General features: G+C 50.2%; 15 protein-coding genes. 9 read left to right on the forward strand and 6 right to left on the reverse strand.

The window, feature by feature from the left end; translation table 11 throughout:
• Positions 1 to 618: 618 nt before the first annotated feature.
• Genes E1H13_RS19595 through E1H13_RS19605 form a run of 3 tightly spaced genes read left to right on the forward strand, consistent with a single transcriptional unit; the run spans position 619 to position 3,517 of the window.
• A complete protein-coding gene (locus tag E1H13_RS19595) occupies positions 619 to 1,332 on the forward strand; it encodes a hypothetical protein (RefSeq protein WP_169615792.1) in 714 nt (237 codons plus the stop codon).
• Positions 1,333 to 1,344: 12 nt separating this feature from the next.
• The gene (locus tag E1H13_RS19600) at positions 1,345 to 2,505 is read left to right on the forward strand and encodes a hypothetical protein (protein WP_169615794.1); all 1,161 of its coding nucleotides are present in this window, start codon (positions 1,345 to 1,347) and stop codon (positions 2,503 to 2,505) included.
• 34 nt (positions 2,506 to 2,539) lie between these two features.
• Complete coding sequence (locus E1H13_RS19605) at positions 2,540 to 3,517, forward strand: hypothetical protein (protein WP_169615796.1); 978 nt, start codon at positions 2,540 to 2,542, stop codon at positions 3,515 to 3,517.
• A 305-nt stretch (positions 3,518 to 3,822) separates the two neighbouring features.
• Here the strand turns inward: E1H13_RS19605 and E1H13_RS28340 are convergent, their stop codons facing one another.
• Both E1H13_RS28340 and ltrA read right to left on the reverse strand, forming a co-directional pair.
• Positions 3,823 to 4,311, reverse strand: a complete 489-nt coding sequence (locus E1H13_RS28340) for a group II intron maturase-specific domain-containing protein (protein ID WP_347404194.1) — start codon at positions 4,309 to 4,311, stop codon at positions 3,823 to 3,825.
• Positions 4,308 to 5,138, reverse strand: a complete 831-nt coding sequence (gene ltrA / locus E1H13_RS27410) for a group II intron reverse transcriptase/maturase (RefSeq protein ID WP_240966738.1) — start codon at positions 5,136 to 5,138, stop codon at positions 4,308 to 4,310. The genes E1H13_RS28340 and ltrA overlap by 4 nt, the downstream gene beginning before the upstream one ends.
• A gap of 978 nt (positions 5,139 to 6,116) precedes the next feature.
• Here ltrA and E1H13_RS19615 point away from each other — a divergent pair.
• Together E1H13_RS19615 and E1H13_RS19620 are read left to right on the forward strand one after the other, a co-directional pair.
• Positions 6,117 to 7,781 (forward strand): AIPR family protein, encoded by a 1,665-nt coding sequence (locus E1H13_RS19615; protein ID WP_169615798.1) that lies wholly within the window; start codon positions 6,117 to 6,119, stop codon positions 7,779 to 7,781.
• 270 nt (positions 7,782 to 8,051) lie between these two features.
• Positions 8,052 to 8,387, forward strand: a complete 336-nt coding sequence (locus tag E1H13_RS19620) for a hypothetical protein (RefSeq protein ID WP_169615800.1) — start codon at positions 8,052 to 8,054, stop codon at positions 8,385 to 8,387.
• Between the two features lie 1,021 nt (positions 8,388 to 9,408).
• Here E1H13_RS19620 and E1H13_RS19625 read toward each other — a convergent pair.
• Positions 9,409 to 9,717: a hypothetical protein gene (locus tag E1H13_RS19625; protein ID WP_169615802.1), complete on the reverse strand. Its 309-nt coding sequence runs from the start codon at positions 9,715 to 9,717 to the stop codon at positions 9,409 to 9,411.
• 346 nt (positions 9,718 to 10,063) lie between these two features.
• Between E1H13_RS19625 and mtnA the strand changes: the two genes are divergently transcribed.
• On the forward strand, positions 10,064 to 11,125 hold the full coding sequence (gene mtnA / locus E1H13_RS19630) for an S-methyl-5-thioribose-1-phosphate isomerase (RefSeq protein ID WP_169615804.1): 1,062 nt from the start codon (positions 10,064 to 10,066) through the stop codon (positions 11,123 to 11,125).
• Here the strand turns inward: mtnA and E1H13_RS19635 are convergent.
• Positions 11,122 to 11,640, reverse strand: a complete 519-nt coding sequence (locus E1H13_RS19635) for a hypothetical protein (protein ID WP_169615806.1) — start codon at positions 11,638 to 11,640, stop codon at positions 11,122 to 11,124. The genes mtnA and E1H13_RS19635 overlap by 4 nt on opposite strands.
• Before the next feature lie 106 nt (positions 11,641 to 11,746).
• Between E1H13_RS19635 and E1H13_RS19640 the strand changes: the two genes are divergently transcribed.
• Positions 11,747 to 12,445, forward strand: coding sequence for a hypothetical protein (locus E1H13_RS19640; RefSeq protein WP_169615808.1), 699 nt, complete (start codon positions 11,747 to 11,749; stop codon positions 12,443 to 12,445).
• Positions 12,445 to 13,071 (forward strand): molybdenum cofactor guanylyltransferase, encoded by a 627-nt coding sequence (locus E1H13_RS19645; RefSeq protein ID WP_169615810.1) that lies wholly within the window; start codon positions 12,445 to 12,447, stop codon positions 13,069 to 13,071. The genes E1H13_RS19640 and E1H13_RS19645 overlap by 1 nt, the downstream gene beginning before the upstream one ends.
• A gap of 512 nt (positions 13,072 to 13,583) precedes the next feature.
• Here the strand turns inward: E1H13_RS19645 and dps are convergent.
• Together dps and E1H13_RS19655 are read right to left on the reverse strand one after the other, a co-directional pair.
• The gene (dps, locus tag E1H13_RS19650) at positions 13,584 to 14,114 is read right to left on the reverse strand and encodes a DNA starvation/stationary phase protection protein Dps (protein WP_169615812.1); all 531 of its coding nucleotides are present in this window, start codon (positions 14,112 to 14,114) and stop codon (positions 13,584 to 13,586) included.
• 597 nt (positions 14,115 to 14,711) lie between these two features.
• Positions 14,712 to 14,882 (reverse strand): PCP reductase family protein, encoded by a 171-nt coding sequence (locus tag E1H13_RS19655; protein ID WP_169615814.1) that lies wholly within the window; start codon positions 14,880 to 14,882, stop codon positions 14,712 to 14,714.
• Positions 14,883 to 15,244: 362 nt separating this feature from the next.
• On the opposite strand from E1H13_RS19655, the gene sigC reads away from it, so the two are divergent.
• Entirely contained in the window at positions 15,245 to 16,510 is a 1,266-nt protein-coding gene (gene sigC, locus E1H13_RS19660) for an RNA polymerase sigma factor SigC (protein WP_169615816.1), read from the forward strand.
• The last annotated feature ends 147 nt before the right edge of the window (positions 16,511 to 16,657 follow it).

The following is a 16,657-nucleotide window of genomic DNA, read 5'->3' on the forward strand; positions in this document are numbered from 1 at the left end:
TGCTTCCCCCGATGGCTGGTGCCGTTCTTGGAGATATCGTGAGACCCACAGGTCGGACAGGTCATCTCAATAGCCATGCGCTTGTCTCCCTGGTTATCGTGGTGGCGTAGTCTGATTTTCCTCCGTCCCGTGCATTAATGCACTACCAGAATAGGGACAGGGAATACCGATGAGAGTTGTTTTTGTTTTATAGATATTGAGCAATAATTTCTATATTGTAGATACAGTTAAAATATTCCAGAACTAACGCTTCTAGTAAAATAGAAACGACATAACAATCCCAATGCACACCGACCGCCTAGAGGTTGATGTTTGGGGTTTGAAGTTATCTGCGGCGGGTGATTGGGAACGTTAGCCTGCTTCATTCCTAGATAAGAGTGGTTGCTCAAAAGCAATGGGGCTGATCGCAATAGTATTTCCATTCTTTGTGAAAAAATATTACCAATAGAAACATAGTGTTTCGAGCAGAAGACTAGTCAAAATAGTCGATCTATACTGATAAGTAAGAATACTTAAAGGCAATGGGGTTTTCTGGCTTTACCTTCACGCGAGTAGCCAATCTCACTTCGTTCCATTAGCCCCTAACCTTTAAGGGTTTCTCTCGTAGGAGATACGGGTATGAAACGATACGGAATAACGTTCCTTGTAGCCATATCACTCTTAGTAGCAACGCCAAGAGGAATGGGAGCGCATTCAAATCCAGTCTCTCTCCAGACCACAACTTTCTCTTCTCCAATAATTCTTTCCCAAACTCCTCCTGCGGCCAGTAACTCTTCTATTGAGCTAATAAAAATTATAGGTGGGAGTATAGTTGGCGGTGTAGTAGGCTTTATAGCCTGTTGGAAATTCTTTAAAAGTGAATTACCTGAAATTAATAGGAAGAATAGTGAGCAAAATTCCCAAAGAACTAGGCGGATAGTGACAGACGCTTTTATAAGTGCCTTAGAAGACTCAACATTTAAGCAAAAATTTCAGGAAAAATTGAAAGGATTGTTAGTTGATGAAACATACGATCAGAAAAAGCTTTTCGAATATTGTCTGGGCAAAAGTTTCAAGGACTCAGAATCGAAACAAGAGTTTCAGAATAAATTGAGGGGGTTATTTGTTATTGAAAAATACGAACTGGAATATAAACTTTTTGAACATTGCTTGAATATAAGTCTAGAGGAGTTCTTGAGTAATTCTACATCCAAAAATACCCTTAATCGCCAGTTGAAAGACATCATAGCTTTCTTTGTTTCTGGAGATCGAGCACAAATCGGTCAGATGAGACAGGATATTGATGCTTTACGAGAAAAGGTTCGAATTCTTACAGAAAAAATGAGTTTATAGAGGTGATTACTCATGTCTCCTATCAAACTAGCAGGCTTTGATAATCTATCTTTTCCTTCACCAGAATTCTTGCCAGAAGGGTACGTTAGGTTGCCGTGGCGATCCATTTTTCAAGAGACTAAAATCTCGCCCGGAAAATTAGTGATACAGGATAGCATTGGTAACTATATACCTGCTCAAGTTTTTCAGGTTGATCGAGATGACCCATCTCATGACTTCCTAATTATCTCCCTAAGGGATACACCATCTAGACTTGAGGAAGTATCGAGGGTTATCAAGTCGTTAAGCCTTAAAGAAGGCGAAGTAATCACTCAGAATCGTGGCTTTCCCCGGCTAGAAGTTATTCTAGGTCCTAATAGCCAAGCTCGTGGTGTGAAGCTTGCTAGCGGTAAACTAAGCATTTGGTTCAACTTAATTCCTGCTCCAGAAGATTATGAAAATGACTGGAATTGGTATTCTGGTTCAGCAACTAGCGTACTGCTAAACAATCAAGAGATGCTTGAATATTTTACCAATGACTATGTTTCTACTACTGCACAACCATACTGGATGCGTCACGATCCGCAGAAGCGATGCATGCAAGTAGATAAAATTCGAGTACGGGATGATATACATACTACTTGGTCTGAACCCTACAATCTTTTTGATCAGCCTTATGAGCTGATATCTCACTCTATTGGTTCAGTTGGAGTAAGTATTACCATTGCCTCGACCCCCTTCAGTTATGGCACGGGTAGTCAATATCGGTTGTATCGTATTCTTAGTCTTTTCAAAGATTCAGATTATCTTCTAGAACGGCTATTTGTTCGCAAGACAAACATAAAGCCAGAAACAATAGCAAAGAACGACTACCTCGAATTTAAAGCTCACTACTTCACCTTTATGGATCTCCATTTTTGGCCAATTCCAATGGAATTTTCATCCCATAAGGGTTTTGCGATGGTCTCTTGTATGCCTCCATATCCTGCCTATGGATTCATGTGTAATACCGAGCAGAATGTCAATCGTCCCACTGAAGACTTTCCGGAGTGGCCTAACAAATATAAAACCTTTTCGTGGGAATTATCTGGTTGTCAGTCAGCAGAGTGTATGCACCGACTCGCATTTACTTTTGATAATACACTACCAGAGCTTTTCTCAAAAGAAAATCAATGGCAAGCACTACCGTGGTAGTGAACAAAACCTAAATCTCATAAGGAGGTTTACTATGTACGGAAATGATATACCTATTGACAACATCATATTCCGGCTATCCGAAGTGATTGCTCAAGATTACCTGAAGCTAGATAAGGAAAATAGCTTTATTCAGGAACATGGCGAGGATGTATTGGGTAAGCTAGAGACGTTTTACAACGAGGAAGGCTGTTGTCCCGATGGTAATGATCAGGCTGAGAAGATGTTCATTCTTCGGAGTCTTCCTCTGATCAGTAGTGTCGTTCAACTTAGCACAACTATCAAGCATTTTAACGATGCGATGGAGGAAGTAGAAAAACTATACGGAATTGAAGATAACCCCTTTGATTCAGCAATTAAACTCTCATATCTTGTTTTTGCTTTTGCTATAAATAGAGGCTCCCAACTCTTCTCTCAGACCCCCAGTAGAAGCGAGACATGGAATCAGATGCGATCCCAAGTAGCGAGACTACTGAAACCAAGTCTAGACATGCCGAGTGATGAGCTAGGGGAATACTGGTATCTTTCGGCGCAGAGTTATGCTCAACAGGTTATGTCCAAACTTGGGGAATGCCAGATAATTAAAACTGAGAACGGCGAAAAAGTTGAGGGAAGCGACATTCAAAGAATAGAGGGTCAAATTAAGAATATTACTGATAAAGCTGCACAAAAATTGAGACAGGCTATTTACATAGATCGGCGATTCCAGAACCAAGCAAAAGACGTTCAAGCTTTTAATGTGATTTGGTATGGTTTAGCTCAAGATTATGCACAACAAGCGACATCTAGGCTCAGAGATATTGAGAGAGTTAGGACTGGGAATCTCGATGAACCTACGCAAGAAGGCGAGATCGCCAGAATTCTAGTCGAGATTGAGGATATTACCAGTAGGGTAATAGATAGCTTGAAAGAGGCTGTTAGGATAGATCCTCTGTGCAAAGAAAAGGCAAGAACTGATAGAACCTTCGATTCAATTCGAGCTAATCCTAATTTTAGAGACTTGATTGACTGAGGAAGTGATCACGAAAAGCTAATTTTGACCTGTTTAGCTCTCCTATTAGATATCCTAGTAAGGTATTTAGCAATCAGTAACATTGCGCTTGCTAGATGGATTGGCGAAGGACGGTCGCCAAAGATACAGGCTAATCGGGATAGGGAGAATCCTCACGAATCCCCCCTCCCACACCACCCATCGTGCGGCTCCGCAATGGGCGGTTCTCAACCTACCTGCTAGACGAGTTGGCAGACTTCTCCTCGTATCCCTGGGCTTTCATCCACAGGTCACGAATCGAGAGCAATCCCTCTTGTGCTAACCACTCATTGGTCATCCCCGTCTGCGTCGCCAGCGTCCGTGACAACCGCCAATACCCCTTCCGGCTTAAGCCCGTCGAGAAGGCGTGTCGTCTCGGAGTTCCCAGTTTGAGCAGGTTGCCAATGCGCGTCCAAGCCTTCGGCAGGCTGCGCCAACGGCCTACGCCACTGTTTCCAGTAACACATCCGGATCCGACGCCTCAGCCACCCATCTAACTCGGGAATTGGCCCATAGCGCTGGGAAATCCCAAAGTAGCCCATCCAACCCCGCAAATAGAGGCTGATCCGCTTCAACCGATACTCCATCGACACCCGCCACCGTCGCGAGGTTAACCCCCGCAAGCGGTGCTTGAAGTCCTGGAAAGCTCGCTCAGACCAAACAATTCGGATTCCCTGAAACGTAAATCCCAGGTACTCCAATCGCTCAATCCGTCGAACTCGGCTTTTCTGCGAATTCACCTTCAGTCGTAACACCTGGGTCAGATAGCGAGTCACGCTTGCCTATTGCTGCGCAACGCTGACGCGAACACTCGCCTGCCTGCTTGGGCCGATTTGACCAAAATGACCACATCGTCCACATAGCGGGTAAAGCGGTGGCCCCGGTGTTCCAACTCCTGGTCGAGGTCATCCAGCAGGATGTTGGCGAGCAGCGGCGACAGGGGCGACCCTTGCGGTGTGCCCCACTCTGTGGCCTGTACTACTCCTTCGACCATGACCCCGGCTCGCAGGTACCGGCCTATCAAGGCTAGCAGGGTCTTATCCCGCACTTTGCGGGCAACCCTTGCCATTAGAACATCGTGGTTTACGGTGTCAAAGAACTTTTCCAAGTCCAAATCCACCACCACCCGATAGCCTTCCTTGACGTATGCCTTCACCTGTTTAATCGCGCCGTGGGCGCTGCGGTTAGGACGACAGCCAAAGCTGAACTCGGAAAACTCCGGCTCAAACAGTGGTGTCAGCACTTGTGAGATGGCTTGCTGGATCACCCGGTCTAGGACTGTTGGGACTCCCAACAGCCGCTCTCCCTTGCCCCCTGGCTTGGGGATAACGACCCGTCGCACTGGAGCAGGGCGGTAGCGTCCATCTCGCAAGGATTGGCGAATCTCTCCCCAGTGAAGTCGGGCGTAGGCCGCAAAGTCGTCCAGCACCATCCCGTCTATGCCGGGGGCACCTTGATTGGACTTCACTTGCTTCCACGCTCGGTGCAGGTTCTCTGAGTCGAGGACTCGCTCCATCAGATTCGTCTCTAAGGCTGGCTGCATGGGTCCACGCCAGTCCGCTTCTCCCCCATTCGGGTTCATCGACGCGGCTGAGTTTGTCATGGCTCCTCCTTTATCAGTTAAGTTCGGCCCTACTGCTACGCAGAAGCAAGCTACGCCCTATCTGGCCCATTACAGGCCAGCGTTTGGCTACTATGGCCTCGGCTGACTTCTGCCCCCGTCAACGCTTGTTGCCAATCGTTGGGCCATCCTTGATGCCTTAGGGTTCTGTGGCTACCGGGCCGTTTCCGGCCAGACCTCAGTCAGACTCCCTTAGCCTCAAGGACTGCCAAAAGGGCAGACCTCCCCAGATAAGACCGTGAACTGTCGATGCACAACCGCGTCATTTACCGTATCCCCTGAACCTAAAGGCTACCCTGCGGGAAGGCTTCGCCTACGTTGTGTTGTGCCAACTCGCCCCAGAGACTCGGCCTTTTTTCACATCCAGAACACGAGACAAGTCTTTGTCAGTTCTGGATGTGAAAACTATGACGTTTCTGTACCCTTCGGGAAGTCTGCGCCTACGTCGGCTCGCACCTTTGCCGCTGGCTTCCTCCAGACCCTCCCTCACAGGAACGCCCTTGCCTTAAGCTAGTGGTTGTCCATCTCTCGGCTCCTATAACTTTCGAGCATTTGGATGGCTGGTTCTCCCACAGGGGACTTTCACCCCATTAGTTCACGCCCATGCTGGGCGTACACAACCGGTTGCAGCGGACGGTCCGCTGCGCAGCCCGCCGCTGAACCGGAGCGTTAGGCCACCCGCGACATCAACTCTCTGCAATTATTCGTCGGTCATGAACCAAATTTTGTAAACAGAACAGATGAGCCTTTCGGTTGAGACATAAAATTCATCTAGGGTGCGGGTGGCGCTTGAGCTACTGATTTCAGAGTTGATGTCACCTCGTTCCCCTAACTGTTCACTCCACCGGATGCACGGCGATCACGACCCGGTTGAGTCTCAAAGTTGGTCTTGCACCGGTAAGTTCGCGACGTTAGGCGGAATAAGATAAGCTCTTCAAAATATGTTTAGTAGATGAATACATGAATATAAACGCATCCATTATCGACCAACGCTTGGTATCAGTCGTCAACGATATTCGTCAAAAGGCTTCTGAAGAATTACGAATCAGAGATGAAAGCAGGCTTAAGTCTCTGGCCTTTGTATATCTGTGTGTTAAAACCATCTTAGATTTAGATGGTGATGACGCTTTTGATTGCCTAACCGAAGGAGGTGGCGATTTTGGAGTGGATGCCATGCATATTTCCGAAGAATATGATGGTGAGTTTACTGTCAGTTTATTTCAAGCAAAGTATAAGAATAACCTAGAGGGAGATTCCAACTTTCCTGAAGAAGGCATAGAAAGTTTAATAAATGCAATTCAGTACCTATTTAATCCGGCAGCTAGATTAGAACATATTAATGAACGACTACTCGTGAAAGTGGAAGAAGCCCGTAGCCTAATCCGAGATGGCTATATTCCGCAAGTTCGGGCACTAGCTTGCAACAATGGGCTGAAATGGAATGCATCTGCTCAAGAAGCTATTGAACGTACTGGGTTTGGCGATCAGGTAACGTGGGAATATGTTAACCACGAGCGTTTAGTCAAAATTCTTCAAGCTTCTAGACCTGTAAAGGATACTTTGCAGCTAAGTGGCAAAGCCATCGTTGAAGATATGGAGTTTAGCCGGGTACTTGTAGGTAGGATTTCTGTAACCGAAATTGCCACACTTATAGAGCGACATGGAGAAAGGTTGTTAGAGCGCAATATTCGTCGCTACTTAGGCTTACAAGGAAATCGCGTAAATGAGGGTATCCGTCACACTTTAACTAGCGACGAAAAAAACAATTTTTACTTTTACAACAATGGAGTAACGCTGACTTGTGAAAGTTTCTCATACAACGCACTGCAAGATGGCGATTATCAGGTGCGTGTTGAGAATTTACAAATCATTAACGGTGGTCAAACATGTATGACTATATTTAAAACATTACGAGAACCTGATTTGCTTCATCAAAATGCTCAAGCTTTTGTCCTTCTCAGACTTTATCAATTACCTCGTGAAAATGAGGACCTAGTTCAAAGAATTACCTACGCTACCAATAGCCAAAATCCAGTAGACCTCAAGGATTTACGTGCCAATGATGAGCGTCAGCAAAAATTGGAAATGGATATTCAGCAATTGGGATTTAATTATCGGCGAAAGCGTTCTGATACTAGTACTCGGCCTACTGATATTACTTCAGGAGTGGCTGCTGAAGCAGTTTTATCGGTTTGGAGAAGAAAACCTCATCAGGCAAAGTTCTTCTCTCGTGAACATTTTGGGAAGCTGTACGATTCAATCTTTACTAATCAACTAAATGGAGCACAAGTTGTAATAGCTGTTCAGCTTTACAGAATTGCAGAAAATCGCCGCAAAAGACCAGAGCCTAATGATCCTGGTTTTGTTCGTTATGCTTCTTGTTTTATTGCGATGCAAATGGGACGAAGACTTCTGGCGGATCTGAACGTTCAGATGAAAGATATTAGCCATCAAAACTTTCAATCAGCCCAACAGCTTATTGAGCAAAACGGTGAAGTTTATTTCAATGCCTCAGTACAAGAGATTCAACAGGCGCTTCAGGATCTTTATGGGGAGCAAGAGATTTCTTTGCAGCAACTATCTGCGACATTTCGACGTGGTGATTTAATAAGTAGACTTCAATAAATCAAATCGGTTCAATAATTCGACTTCTTTTCTTGCGAACTCGCTTAGCCTAACACTGCGTTGGTGCGGACGGAACGGAGGTTATCGGTAAGAGTTCAAGCTTATCTGCCGCCGCACAACTTCAACGTTAGCCCTCTAGCCTCCAGTTAGGGAAGTAGTTGAGAGGTCGCTTTTCACTACCCATATCGTGAATTCGTTGTTTAGATGCAAGTTTGGGCAAGGTTGACGCTATTAGCGTGATATGCTCAAAAAATTCGATTTGGCAGGTTCATGAGTGGTATTGACCGTGAAATTATTCTTGATCCCCGGCACATCGCTAAACATCTACCTGAAACACCACAAGTACAGCGATTACTGAGACGGGGCAGATCTGCACACGGTTTTAATAATGCAGCGACAATGGAGAGAGTTGCTCAAGCCATCATTGAAAGAGGAGAATTTACAGGGGGGATTCGAGGATACGAGCGTTACGGCTTGTTTTTTGCTGAATCAATCGGTTACCGAATCAATCCTGAAGATGGCTTAAGCACTCCGCTATTCTATGGAGAGGTGAAAATTGATGCAGAAAATCGATACCACGTCATCCCCCGCACTCGACCCAGTTAAGCGTGAATGGAACTTCGCTGAAGTCTGGATTGATCCGATGCTGTCTCCTCCTTACATACTGCTGTTACTAGGTGACTCAGCAGGAAGCTGTCGTGTGTATGATCCGGCTGAGAATTACAAGATCGTCTTCAGTAGTGCGACCTATGATGAAGCTCAAACTTGGTTACTAGAAGATGAATATGAGCCAGTTGAAGGACGACTTTCAGCATCAGAGTTGTAGGCAAAGCAACAGATTTTGCTAGCGAAAGGGCTAACAAGTCGATGAAGCGGATGATTGAGAGATCTTGGTGAGGTTGCTAAAGTTGGCTGCTGCTGCTTATCTTGGTCGCTATGTGCGCGACTCGAAGTCGTTCGGGGGAGTTGGAAAGGGCTCCAAACCGCTTTCCCCGCTGGTGTTCAAGCGGATGTCCGCCTTGGAATGGCTGCGACGTGAGCTCAGCCGAACGTTCAACCCGTAAGAGGAGGCAGTATCAGCAGACAAGATCAAATGTCAAAGCATCTTCAGCGCCAAATTGAGGGTGCAGGCTAGGGCAAGGACTTCGACAAGCTCAGCCGAACGTTGCTACGGATAACGCAAGTGAATCCTTGATCAGGCTGCGTTACGTTTGCGTTACGTTAAGGTGCTCGAAATGGCTGACACGAGCATACTGACGGGTCGTCGATATTCTCGTAATCCGGACCATATTCGACGGCGGACTGTGCCTGCACCGGAGAATGATGTTATCGATGAGCATTTTCAGTCGTTCTCTTCTTGACAAATGATCGCTCAGCTTGGCTTGTCATCCATCTATATTCAGTAGATCGAAAAGGCTTCTCTCAGCCATGGCTCTGCCCTCATCCCCCAGCCCCTTCTCCCAACCTTGGGAGAAGGGGAGCCGGAAGGCTCAAAGCCCCTCTCCCAGCATTGGGAGAGGGGTTTGGGGTGTAGCTTGCTTCCCGTCAGGGTGGGCCAGCGAGGGCTTTGTGATCTCCTGATATTAGTAAGCCAGGAATCGTAAGTTGCGATCGCTACGATTTTGCCCTATTTCTGCTTTTTTCTCTTCTTTTTTTTGCCGGGTTTAGTGGCTGCCCCAAATCCCTGGCTAGATTTTGCGGATTGCCTGGTTGACTTGGGCTGTGCGAAGTGTGGTTCTACCTCAACCGAAGCCTGCAGACTGCCTAATCCAGATCCGGCCATCAGACCCATCTCAGACTTCACAATCTTCCAACTCCCTGGAATCTCTTCGTCAACCCGCCTAGCAGAAAATGCCTTTTCCATGGTGGGCATGGCTTCTTGAGCCTCTAAATCCATCAGGCAAGCCACCAAAGCGCCATTCAGCAGTAGAAACACGAGTGGTTTACAGGCCGTTCATAACCAAGCCCAGCTCGGAATCTAAAGTTTTCCCACCGGCAGAACTCCAGGTCTGCTCTTGGATCTGGCTTAGCTAGACTAGCTTTAATCTATCAAATGACGCTTGTCCCTAAAGGCCCCAGTGCAGCGTCAAGCTTTTGGAAAGGGTAGGGGTGGATCTTCGGATCTGGGTTGACCTACCCCTACCGACAACGCATGGGCTGGACCCACTAACGATGTGGCTAGCCGGGGACGGCCCCTGAGCCTTTTTGATTGACACCGCAGCGGAAAGTCCCATACTGGTGGCATAGGTCCAGCCCCCTGATATCCTGGCCATTGCCTGCCCATGGTTGCCCCCGCCGATACCCATGTTTATCCTGTCCTCTGGCAAGACGATCATCTGGTGTTGATCGACCAGCGGCAGTTGCCTGAACGGTATACCATTGTGGCGATTCACCGCTGTGAAGATGTCCTGCGAGCTCTGCGGTCTGGGATTGTACAAGGGGGGTCGGCCTTGGGCATTGCTGCGGCCTATGGTCTCTATTTAGGGGCCAGCGAACTCCAGACGCATGATCGAGCCGCCCTGTGGGAGCGGATCGAAGCAATTGGCGATCAATTCAAACAGGTTCGCCCAGATAAAGCCCACCTACAGTGGGCTGTGAAGCAAATGTTGACTGTGGTCCGCCAGCACAGTGGGGCTGTGGATGATCTTCAAGCTCAGCTTTTGGCCAAAGCCCAGGCAATTCAAGCGGATGACTTTACCCTATGCCAGGCGATTGGCGATCGTGGCCTGGCGTCGCTACCCGCTGACCCGGCCCAACTCACCCTATTGACCCACTGTAACCATGGTGCCCTGGCCACCTCAGGCTATGGCACCTCCTTAGGCATCATGCGATCGGCCTGGCGAGCAGGGCGTTTGGCCAGAATCTACGCGGCTGAAACCCGACCCACCCTTCAGGGCTCCCGCCTGACTGCCTGGGAATGTGTGCAGGAGGGGATTCCGGTGACGATCGTGACCGACAGTATGGCTGCCCACTGTATGCAGCAGGGGTTAGTGCATGGGGTGCTGGTGGGGGCCGATCGCATTGCCGCCAATGGGGATACCGTCAGTAAAATTGGCACCTACAGCCTGGCGGTAATTGCCCAGGCCCACAAGATTCCATTTTGGGTAGCCGCTCCGGTGTCTACCATTGACTTTGCCATCGCCTCTGGGGCCGATATGACCATTACCCAACATCCTCCCGAAGAAATCTATGCCCTCGGCGAACGAATCACCTCGCCTAAAGGAGCCACGTTTTATAACCCTGCCTCAGACATGACCCCTGCCCATTTGATTACCGCCATTGTCACCGAGCAGGGGGCGATCGCCCCTGATCAGCTACATATCCTGGCCACCAAGGAGTCCTAGCTAGCGATCGGGTTACGGCTGGGCTGTCGGGCTGGGGAATGGCCAGGGGGTGGGGCCACGGCGATCGCAGCAGGGGGGCGCCCCGGCCGAGGTAAACGATCAGCGGGTGTCACCTCCAGCGCATTCAGGTGATAAAACTCTAGCAGCGCCAGGGTGACACTCACCAAAATGCCAGCCGACCCCAGCACCACTAAAAACACTGCTACGGTGATCAACAGATTGGTATTGATTAAAGCCCGCAGGGTTAGACACACCAGGCTAGCGATCATTGCCAGCAAGACATAGTGCATAATCAAGGCACTGTGTCGGGTTAGCCGATACCGCACCCTAATGCCATGGCGATATGGGGAAACGCGGCCCCCTGTTTTGGAGGCCGCTTGGTGCAGACGCTGGAGTTGGGCTGAGATCGCCTCCAACCGGATCATGACAATGCCCCACCAGGCGAGGGCGATCGTCATCATAATGGCTGAATTGAGGACCAGCTGTAGCAGCTGGGTCGTCTGGGTTATGGACACAACAATATAGACCCGCTAGATTGGCTCAAATATAGTTCAATTGTACTAAAGTTTTCATCCAATCTAGCAGTAAACTTTGAAGTCAGGTTACCTGCCATTTTCGTGAATGCCCTCCCCTCGCTCTTCCGCTGCCATTGCTAAATACCTCCTCACCTTGGCCGCTGTGGTTGGGGCTGTGCTGCTGGCCAAACTGATCATCACCTGGGCGGCAGAGGTTTTTTTGTATCCGATCCCAATTTTGGGGGGGTGGCTCAAGAGTCTGGAAATTATTGAACTCACCAATATTCTGTTGTTTGCGCTATTGGGTTTCGGCATTGGTGGGGCGTCACGCTATCTATCGGCGAAGACCCCCCTGGGCATGAAGAGCATTGCCCTGATTGTGGCCCTGCCCCTGGTATTTTTTAGCAGCTATTGGCTGCGGTACCAGATGTGGCTCGGCCAATTGTCAGCCCAGGCCGAACGCCCTCGTCAGGACATCGTTGCCATGGCCAACCAAGCCCTGGAACGGGAAAGCGGCAGCCAGGGGTTTTGGGGGTACTACAGAATCACCACCAAAATGCCGATTTTACCCGCCACCACCGCTGAGCTAGAGCGCATGGCCCAAGACCAGCAGTGGTTTCGCTCAGAGCTGACCCGATTTAGTGGCATCGAGCCGGGGGTATTTTCGATGATCTTTGACGGGGCGGGGTGGGGCATTCGTATTTTTCATATGCTGCTGGCTGCCATCACCGGGCTGATCTACTTCTCTAAAGGGTTGGCCTGGGCCGATGGGGCCAGACTGCGTCGGCTCGCGAAAGGCAAGTAATGACCCACTCGATCGCTATTGCAGCCATTGTTTTAGCCGGGGGACTCAGTGCTCGCATGGGCCAAGATAAGGCCCTCATTTCCCTGGGGACAGAGACGTTGTTGCAGCACACCTGTCAGGTGGCCCTGGCTTGTGCTCACCCTGTCTATGTGGTCACCCCCTGGCCCGATCGCTACCAAGCTGACCTACCACCAGGGGTAAATGTGATCCCAGAAGTTCCCCTGCCAGGGGAATCTGCCACGTTTCATGGCCCCCTAGTCGGGTTCACCCAGGGGCTTGAAGTCTTAGCCCAGTTGCCGGCCACTGCGCAGCCCGCCTGGGTGTTGGTCCTGGCTTGCGATTTACCCAATCTCACCTTGGCCGCCTTGCAACCCTGGATAGGTGATTTGACCACCCTTGCTCCAGGGATTTTGGCCTATTTGCCCAAGCGTCAAGGCCGTTGGGAGCCCCTGTGCGGATTTTACCGCCTTCGCTGTATCGAGTCTCTACAAACCTTTATCGCCGCCGGGGGGCGATCGTTCCAACGTTGGTGTGCCCAGTCCCCCGTGGCCCAGATCGAGCTTCAGGATGAAACGTTGCTGGTCAATCTAAATACGCCCCAAGACTTAGCCCAGTGGCAGCGCTAGAAGCTGGGAGGAGGGAGCAATAAAAGGGTGTTAGGTGTTAGGTGTCAGGTGTCAGGGAGCGTGGCCTCATTTTTGTGTAAAGGCTAAAAAGCAAACCCTTACAGGATGTCCGCAGGTCTTGTAGGGCAGGCGTGCGTCTCGTCTACTTAGCTGGGACTAATCTCAGAGTGCATCCCACCTTTGTAGCCCACTCAAAAGAAGCCGCTCCGCGTCTACACCCTAAATCCCTCTCCCAGAGCGGGAGAGGGACTTTGAATCCGGCCCCCCCTTCTCCCATTTTGGGAGAAGGGGCTGGGGGATGAGGGTAAATTTGCATAGCTGGGATGCACCCCTAATCTCACACCACAAAAGCATAGGCGAAGACTAGGAAAACTAGCTTTCGCCTATGCAAAGAATGACGGGAGACGTGACTTGGGGGTTCACGGCAAACGGTTTAAGGCGAGCCGTGTACCGTTTACCGTAAGCTGTGCACCGCAGACCGGATGCCCTGTCATGTCTGGCTTAACAGATCCCTAGTCCAAATCAGACTTCTTCACCAGGTGTGCTTCCAGGAACCATAGGCGCATATCGATGGTGCGGGAGACCTCGGTATAAAGATCGGCGGTATCGGCATCCCCCAATCCTTCGGTGGTGTCGATCGCCTGGCGCAAATGTTTGCCGTAGGCTGCGAACCGCTCGGCCAGGGCGGTGACGTGCTCAACCCCGTCAATGGCATCCAGGTCATATTCCGGCAGAATCGACTCGGCCGCCGCCAGACGGGCGGTACCCATGGCCGTGCCTCCGAGGGCTGTAACCCGCTCAGCCACCATGTCCACATAGCTTTCTAGCTCACCGGCCATCTCATCAAATAGCTCGTGGAGCTGGAAAAAGTCCATACCTTTCACATTCCAGTGGGCCTGCTTGGTCTGGGTTTTCAGGTCCAGGGTGGCCGCCAGGGTTTGATTCAGAATCTTGGTAACCTGCGATCGCACGTCAATCGGCAGGTCAATCCGGGTCGGGTAAAACCGACGGCTAGTTTTTGCTTTCGTGGGAGTTGCAACCATATGCCCTCTTCAATCAATAAACGTCAAACGAAATAAACGAGACACAACGCAGTCAATATGTCTTTCAATGCTTGGACTCAAACCAAATTCAAGTCCAGACCTGAAGTTTTGCCTCTAGGAAAACTCCAGCTTCCGAGCTGGACTTGGTACAGACAGTCTGCACAGACGATAACAGTAGACCATCTCGGGTTCTTCTAAATCATACTCGTTATGAGTACGACTTGCAAGGTTCTCCTGTCTTGTGAAGTCTTCTTGTAGATTTTGAAATCGATTACCCACTCTCGACAGGTCGTAGCAAAACAGCGTGGGCACCCTGGGTACAGGGAACCCTCCCTTTACTCTATCCCCAGAGAAATGTCTAGGTCTGTATCCCAAGACAGACATTTGAGGGGGTAAGCCGCCTCAAAACCAGCAATTCTCAGTATGACTTGACTGATTGACGAAAGACCGCTCAGGCTGAGCTTGTCGTTTCGCAGGCGACATGAAACACGCAGGGGCTCCCGGAGGGAGCAAGCCCGTTCGCCCTTCGACAGGCTCAGGGCGAACAGCCAATTTACCAAAATGAGAATGGCTGCCTCAAAACAGGGCAGGTAGCTACTACTGACCAAATTCCAGGCGTACTTGCTCAACGATCGCCGCTGTCACTTCTTCGGCTCCCAAGTCCCGGGCCACGTCTTCAATCCGTTTACGGGCCTGAGAGCGTACAAAAAAGGGGATGTTCTTAAGTTTGGCTTGGGCCTCAGCCGTCCAGGAAAGACTATCTGTCATTACCGCAGCTCACTAAAGATAACAACCTTCGCCTTTCATCCTATCGGCAGTTATCAGGCCAATGTAAGGTTTTTGCCAAGGTGTAACGTTCTGTCAGGAATTTCCCCAACTGGTGACGTAGATTATGGTGTCAGTTGACCCACATCACTCCTGTCCTTTTGCTAGGTCAGTACAGTGATGACTGGTGGCTTCATCCCAGAAAATCTAGTCTGGGTTCCTCGAGTGTTAAGGGCCGAACCCGCTCCATCCTCAAGGGGTGTCACGGGCAGCCCCGAAGCCGTTGTTCTAAAGTTCCTACCCCCTGGGAATACTGGAAGTATCACCGACTGACGGTCCATCTGTACGCGTTACAAAAGAGTGTCATGGTAGCAACCCCCCGATACATCCAAGATGATGCCCCCTCTAAGGCGGTTCTCACCGAGCCAGCAGTCCCCCAGGATGACCTGAGTGATGATATGGACGCCGTGCCTCCGGCGGACTTTGCTGCCGATGACGCTGACCCTGCTGACCTAGAGGCTGACACCGCTGCGGTGCTGAAGAATCGCCGTACCACTGACCTGGTGCGCCTCTATCTGCAAGAAATTGGTCGCGTCCCCCTGCTGGAGCGAGATGAAGAAGTGGCTGAAGCCCAGCGGGTCCAGGGCTACATGCAACTGCTGGAACAGCTTGACCAGGCGGCTGAGGGCAGCAGTGGTGTACTGGCCACCTACAGTACCCTGCTCAAAACCCGCGATCGCCTCTCCTCTCAACTGGGCTATCGCCCCTCCCTAGAGCGTTGGGCCGCAGCAGCGGGGGTGCCTAGCACCGATCTGAAGCCCACCCTGAGCCAGGGTAAACGAGCCTGGGCTGATCTCAGTGGCTTGACGGTGCCTGAACTCGAAACCGCGATCGCTGAGGGGATTCGAGCCAAAGAGCACATGATCAAAGCCAACCTGCGGCTGGTGGTGTCGGTGGCGAAAAAATATCAGAACCGGGGCCTAGAGTTGCTGGATTTAATTCAGGAAGGCACTCTGGGCCTAGAGCGAGCGGTAGAAAAATTTGACCCCACCAAGGGCTATCGCTTTAGTACCTATGCCTACTGGTGGATTCGTCAGGGCATCACCCGGGCGATCGCCACCCAAAGCCGCACCATCCGGCTGCCGGTGCACATCACTGAAAAGCTGAACAAAATTAAGAAAGCCCAGCGCAAGCTTTCCCAAGAGAAAGGCCGCACCCCCTCTATTGAAGATGTGGCTCGGGAACTGGATATGACCGGTCCCCAAGTGCGGGAAGTGCTGCTAAGGGTGCCCCGAGCGGTTTCCCTCGAAACCAAGGTGGGCAAAGACCGTGACACCGAACTGGGCGAATTGCTGGAAACCGACAGCATCTCGCCAGAGGAAATGCTGATTCGCGATTCCCTGCGGCGAGACCTACAGCAATTGATGGCAGACCTCACCACCCGCGAGCAAGACGTGATTAAGATGCGGTTTGGGCTAGGAGATGGCACCCCCTATTCCCTGGCTGAAATTGGCCGTGCCCTAGAACTGTCCCGGGAACGAGTGCGGCAGATTGAATCTAAAGCCCTACAAAAGCTGCGTCAACCCAAGCGCCGCAACCGCATCAGAGACTACCTGGAAGCCCTGAGCTAAACGACAGAAGCACAGAGCAGAGACACTTCTATTGTTTTTGGCCACAACCTCCAGGGAGTTCATTTCCTGGAGGTTGTGGCTAGGGTCCTTGTTGCCGTCGGATGTTACGATTTGTACCGTTAGGTCATACTCTGGGAAAAGGGTCAG

Origin of the sequence: Nodosilinea sp. P-1105, assembly GCF_012911975.1 — a bacterium.
In the GTDB taxonomy this organism is placed as follows: domain Bacteria; phylum Cyanobacteriota; class Cyanobacteriia; order Phormidesmidales; family Phormidesmidaceae; genus Nodosilinea.

What these genes read in the sequence shown, in the direction of transcription:
- E1H13_RS19595 (WP_169615792.1), top strand. Translation starts at nt 619, where the DNA reads ATGAAACGATACGGAATAACGTTCCTTGTAGCCATATCACTCTTAGTA.
- E1H13_RS19600 (WP_169615794.1), top strand. Translation starts at nt 1,345, where the DNA reads ATGTCTCCTATCAAACTAGCAGGCTTTGATAATCTATCTTTTCCTTCA.
- E1H13_RS19605 (WP_169615796.1), top strand. Translation starts at nt 2,540, where the DNA reads ATGTACGGAAATGATATACCTATTGACAACATCATATTCCGGCTATCC.
- ltrA (WP_240966738.1), bottom strand. Translation starts at nt 5,138, where the DNA reads ATGACAAACTCAGCCGCGTCGATGAACCCGAATGGGGGAGAAGCGGAC.
- E1H13_RS19615 (WP_169615798.1), top strand. Translation starts at nt 6,117, where the DNA reads ATGAATATAAACGCATCCATTATCGACCAACGCTTGGTATCAGTCGTC.
- E1H13_RS19620 (WP_169615800.1), top strand. Translation starts at nt 8,052, where the DNA reads ATGAGTGGTATTGACCGTGAAATTATTCTTGATCCCCGGCACATCGCT.
- mtnA (WP_169615804.1), top strand. Translation starts at nt 10,064, where the DNA reads ATGGTTGCCCCCGCCGATACCCATGTTTATCCTGTCCTCTGGCAAGAC.
- E1H13_RS19640 (WP_169615808.1), top strand. Translation starts at nt 11,747, where the DNA reads ATGCCCTCCCCTCGCTCTTCCGCTGCCATTGCTAAATACCTCCTCACC.
- E1H13_RS19645 (WP_169615810.1), top strand. Translation starts at nt 12,445, where the DNA reads ATGACCCACTCGATCGCTATTGCAGCCATTGTTTTAGCCGGGGGACTC.
- dps (WP_169615812.1), bottom strand. Translation starts at nt 14,114, where the DNA reads ATGGTTGCAACTCCCACGAAAGCAAAAACTAGCCGTCGGTTTTACCCG.
- E1H13_RS19655 (WP_169615814.1), bottom strand. Translation starts at nt 14,882, where the DNA reads ATGACAGATAGTCTTTCCTGGACGGCTGAGGCCCAAGCCAAACTTAAG.
- sigC (WP_169615816.1), top strand. Translation starts at nt 15,245, where the DNA reads ATGGTAGCAACCCCCCGATACATCCAAGATGATGCCCCCTCTAAGGCG.